We start from the raw sequence: 4,412 nt of genomic DNA on the forward strand, positions 1-4,412 counted from the left end.
CGCGACGCCGGTTCGGCGGGCGGAGCAACGGCAGGATCGGGCGGCGGGAAAGTCATGGGGACGGCCCCTGTCATTCAGCGGAACGCGCGGCTGAAAGCGCATATATGCGAAGCGACGATGAACCACAGGCCGTCCCGGCAATCAGGTCGGTACCTTCTTCAGCATCTCGATGCCAACCTGGCCCGATGCGATCTCGCGGAGCGCCACCACAGTGGGCTTGTCCTTTGCCTCGACCTTGGGCGTGTGGCCCTGCACGAGCTGACGTGCACGGTACGTCGCGGCGAGAGCGAGCTCGAAGCGGTTCGGGATGTGTTTCAGACAATCTTCGACGGTAATACGCGCCATATCAAATCCACCTTGGGATGAAACCTGTTCGACAGGCCGGTATTTTACAGCACGCGGCCGGAACCTTCCGGCCACGCGCCTGCTTTAGTGAATTCCGAGCTCGATGAACAACTCGGCGTGTCGTGCTTTCTGCGACGAAAAGCGCAAACGGGTCGCGTGAACGACGTTCTGCAGCTGCTTCAACGCGTCATCGAATACCTCGTTGATGATCACGTAATCGGACTCCGATGCATGCGACATCTCACTACCCGCGGCAAGCAGGCGGCGGACGATCACATTGGGCTCGTCCTGGCCCCGCTTCTTGAGGCGTTCTTCCAGCGCCGTCAGCGACGGCGGCAGGATGAAGATCTCGACAGCATTCGAAAACCGCTTGTGCACCTGCTGCGCGCCCTGCCAGTCGATCTCCAGCAGCACGTCGGTGCCCTGGGCCATCTGCTGCTCGATCCAGACGCGGGACGTGGCGTAGTAATTGCCGTGCACTTCCGCCCACTCCAGGAATTCGCCCCGATCGCGCGCAGCGCGGAACTCGTCCACGGAGATGAAGTGGTACTCGCGGCCGTTCTGCTCACCGGGACGCGGACCGCGCGTGGTGTGCGAGATCGACAGGCGGATTGCCTTGTCCTGCGCCAGCAGCGCGTTGACCAGCGTGGATTTGCCGGCCCCGGACGGGGCCACCACCATGAACAGGTTGCCCGGATAGGCGGTATCGATGGCGGTGTGGGTCGTTTCGCTCATGATCTTATTCGAGGTTTTGAATCTGCTCGCGCATCTGCTCGATCAGGAGCTTGAGCTCCATCGAGGCATCGGCAAGTTCCTTCGCGGCGGCTTTCGAGCCGAGCGTGTTCGCTTCGCGGTTGAGCTCCTGCATCATGAAGTCCAGCCGCTTACCGACCTGGCCACCCTTCTTCAGGATATGCCGGGTTTCGTTGAGATGGGTCTGCAGGCGCGCCAGTTCTTCGGCGATGTCGATGCGGATGCCGTAGACCGTGGCTTCCTGGCGGATGCGCTCGGCAATCTCGTCGCGGCTCATCGACGGCATGCCGTTCGGCGCGACCAGGTTGAAAGCCTCCTTCAGGCGTTCGGTCAACTTTTCCTGGTGGTGGGCGATCAACTGCGGAATCATCGGCGTCAGGCGCTCGACAATCGCCAGCATGGCGTCGATCCGCTCCTCCAGCGTGGCCTTGAGCGCCGCGCCTTCACGGCGGCGGGCTTCCAGAAGCTGGTTCAGCGCTTCGCGGGCGGCGCCCATCACGGCATCGCGCAGGGCTTCCTGCGACAACTCGGGTTCCACCAGCACGCCCGGCCAGCGCAGGATTTCGCCCATGCGCATCGTGCCGGCCGAAGCAAACGTTGCCCCGACGGTGGCTTCGAGCGCACGGATCTGATCGAGCAGCGTCTGGTTCAGCGCCAGCGTGGCGCCGCCGGTATCGGTGCGCTGGAGGTTGATGCGGCACTCCAGCTTGCCACGCGACAGCTCGCCCATCAGCATCTCGCGCAGGGCCGGCTCGAAGGCGCGACACTCTTCCGGCGCACGGAACAGCAGGTCGAGGAAGCGCGAATTGACAGTGCGGAACTCCACCGAAACCGACGCGGTACGGCCACTCGGTTCGCCCTGGGCGTTGGTGAGCGGTGCCTGGCCCGTGGCCAGGCCATAGCCTGTCATGCTGTGGATCATCGTCGGTAATCTCGCGAAAAAATCGAATAATCGAAAAACGCCGGGTAAGGCGCGGCGACCGGCTCCCCGAAAGGATCGGGGGCAGGCGGATCGCCTGAAAAATCAACAGAAAACAGAGGCAGAAAAACGCGGATATTTGGCAACAGTCCCCGCCAATGAATTCTTTACAAGTGACCGATTAGCCCGGAGAATCCGGGAGCAAATAAGGTCCCGAATCCTATGACAGAGTCCAAGGGCGCTAACCAGTCCAAGAGCGCGCCGCTGCCAATCGGCACGCTGCTGGCCAACTATCGTATTGTAAAGAAGTTGGCCAGTGGGGGGTTCAGTTTCGTCTACCTCGCCACGGACGAAACGGGCGCCCCGGTGGCCATCAAGGAATACCTGCCGTCGTCACTGGCCCGCCGCAGTCCCGGCGAGCTGATCCCGGTCGTTCCGGACGAGAACGTGGCCTCATTTCGCCTTGGCCTGAAGTATTTCTTTGAGGAAGGACGGTCGCTGGCCCGTATTTCGCACCCCAGCGTGGTCCGCGTGGTGAATTTCTTCCGCGAGAATTCCACGGTCTACATGGTCATGAACTACGAGTTGGGCAAGACGCTGCAGGAGCATATCCTGCAGGCCCGGCAGCAGGGCAAGGCCAAAGTCCTCCGCGAACGGTTTATCCGCAAGGTATTCCACGACCTCATGAGCGGCCTGCGGGAAGTGCATATCCACAAGCTTCTTCATCTGGACATCAAGCCGGGAAACATTTACCTGCGCGAGGACGAATCGCCGATCCTGCTTGATTTCGGCGCGGCCCGGCAGATCCTGACCATGGAAGCATCGCGTTTCCAGCCGATGTACACCCCGGGGTTCGCGGCACCCGAGCTCTACGGCAAGCATACGGACCTCGGCCCGTGGACCGATATCTACAGCCTGGGCGCCACGCTCTATGCCTGTATGGCCGGAATGCCGCCGCAGGAGGCCAACCAGCGTGAGAAGGAAGACCGCATGACCGAGTCGTTCGGTCGGCTGCGCGCCACCTACACGAACGGACTGGTCGATCTGGTCGAGTGGTGCCTGCGCCTGACGCCGGCCGAGCGCCCGCAAAGCGTGTTCCGGCTGCAGAAGGAGCTGCGCGACCAATCGAACGCGCTGGGCGAGCAGTCGGCTGCGGCCATGGCCGCCAATCCCGCAGGCCCCGTCACCGAGCGCCTGAACGCCACCAGCCGTTTCATGACCTTGCTGCGCCGCCGCGAAGAGAAGGCCCTGCCCGCCACCGAGGCAGGCCACGGCGGCAACTGATGCCAAACCGGCACGAACATAACGCATTCCGCTAAGCCAACATGCGATTCTCCGTCTATCAGGAAAGCCGCAAGGGCGGCCGCCGTATCAACCAGGACCGCATGGGCTACTGCTTCACGCGCGACGCCCTGCTGATGGTGCTGGCCGATGGCCTCGGCGGCCACGCGCTCGGCGAAGTTGCCGCGCAGCAGGCCTTGCAGACGCTGGCGCGTCAGTTCCAGACCCAGGCCCGTCCTGCGATCCGGAATCCTGCCGACTTTCTGCAGGACACGATCATGCTCGCGCATCGCGAGATCCATCGCTATGCCGAAGCCAACCGGCTGGCCGATATCCCGCGTACCACCGTGGTGTGTTGCCTGATCCAGCATGGCCAGATCCACTGGGCGCACGCCGGCGACTCGCGCTTCTACCTGATGCGCAAGGGCGCCCTGCTGACCCGCACGCGCGACCACTCGAAGATCGAGAATCTGCTGCAGCAGGAACGCGTGCTGCAGATGGACGTGGCCAACCACCCGGAACGCAACAAGCTCTACAACTGCCTCGGCTCGCCGAACCTGCCGCTGATCGACATCGGCGGCCCGGTGCGGCTGAACCCGGGAGACGTGGCGCTGCTGTGCTCCGACGGCCTCTGGGGCAGCCTTGAGGAAGACATCATCGTCGACAAGGTCACCCATCTTTCGGTGGTCCATGCGATACCTGACCTGATTGAACGGGCGCTTGCGAACGCCGGCGAAGGTGCCGATAACACCACAGCCATCGCAATGATGTGGGAAGCGGACGCCAATGTGCCGAACGACGACGCGGTGCTGACCGACACCCTGCCGCTCAATGCGTTCACCACCTCCATCCTCGAGCGCACGGGCAGCGAGACCGATCTGCTGTCCGAGGAAGAAATCGAACGCTCGATTGCCGAGATTCGCGCGGCGATCGACAAGACCAGCAACCTGATGCGCTGAGGCGCCGGGGGTCCCGGCAGGCACGCAAGGCTCGCCGGCGTTAGAATCGCGGTCTCACCCGATTCTGACGAAAGACTCCACATGCGACCCAGCGGACGCGCAGCCGATGCGCTGCGACCCATCACCCTGACCCGCCAGTACACCCGCCACGCCGA

5 protein-coding genes and 1 pseudogene are annotated in these 4,412 nt (G+C 63.1%); 3 read left to right on the forward strand and 3 right to left on the reverse strand.

Translation table 11 applies throughout. From position 1 onward, the window contains the following. Window positions 1–141: 141 nt before the first annotated feature. From rpoZ to D769_RS16390, 3 genes are all read right to left on the reverse strand, one after another. Window positions 142–345, reverse strand: coding sequence for a DNA-directed RNA polymerase subunit omega (gene rpoZ / locus D769_RS16380; protein WP_006578656.1), 204 nt, complete (start codon window positions 343–345; stop codon window positions 142–144). Between the two features lie 84 nt (window positions 346–429). Next, complete coding sequence (gene gmk / locus D769_RS16385; protein WP_008647042.1) at window positions 430–1,080, reverse strand: guanylate kinase; 651 nt, start codon at window positions 1,078–1,080, stop codon at window positions 430–432. Between the two features lie 4 nt (window positions 1,081–1,084). Then, window positions 1,085–2,020: a YicC/YloC family endoribonuclease gene (locus D769_RS16390; protein WP_008647044.1), complete on the reverse strand. Its 936-nt coding sequence runs from the start codon at window positions 2,018–2,020 to the stop codon at window positions 1,085–1,087. A 219-nt stretch (window positions 2,021–2,239) separates the two neighbouring features. Here D769_RS16390 and D769_RS16395 point away from each other — a divergent pair, with 219 nt between their 5' ends. From D769_RS16395 to rph, 3 genes and pseudogenes are all read left to right on the forward strand, one after another. Then, complete coding sequence (locus D769_RS16395) at window positions 2,240–3,301, forward strand: serine/threonine-protein kinase (protein ID WP_008647046.1); 1,062 nt, start codon at window positions 2,240–2,242, stop codon at window positions 3,299–3,301. Between the two features lie 41 nt (window positions 3,302–3,342). Continuing rightward, window positions 3,343–4,257: a PP2C family serine/threonine-protein phosphatase gene (locus D769_RS16400; RefSeq protein ID WP_008647048.1), complete on the forward strand. Its 915-nt coding sequence runs from the start codon at window positions 3,343–3,345 to the stop codon at window positions 4,255–4,257. An 81-nt stretch (window positions 4,258–4,338) separates the two neighbouring features. Continuing rightward, window positions 4,339–4,412 (forward strand): annotated as a pseudogene (gene rph / locus D769_RS31870) (ribonuclease PH); the annotation flags it as partial.

This window comes from Cupriavidus sp. HMR-1 (assembly GCF_000319775.1).
Lineage (GTDB): Bacteria > Pseudomonadota > Gammaproteobacteria > Burkholderiales > Burkholderiaceae > Cupriavidus > Cupriavidus metallidurans.

Coding starts and splice junctions, on each gene's coding strand:
- rpoZ (WP_006578656.1), bottom strand. CDS start 345: ATGGCGCGTATTACCGTCGAAGATTGTCTGAAACACATCCCGAACCGC.
- D769_RS16390 (WP_008647044.1), bottom strand. CDS start 2,020: ATGATCCACAGCATGACAGGCTATGGCCTGGCCACGGGCCAGGCACCG.
- D769_RS16400 (WP_008647048.1), top strand. CDS start 3,343: ATGCGATTCTCCGTCTATCAGGAAAGCCGCAAGGGCGGCCGCCGTATC.
- D769_RS16395 (WP_008647046.1), top strand. CDS start 2,240: ATGACAGAGTCCAAGGGCGCTAACCAGTCCAAGAGCGCGCCGCTGCCA.
- gmk (WP_008647042.1), bottom strand. CDS start 1,080: ATGAGCGAAACGACCCACACCGCCATCGATACCGCCTATCCGGGCAAC.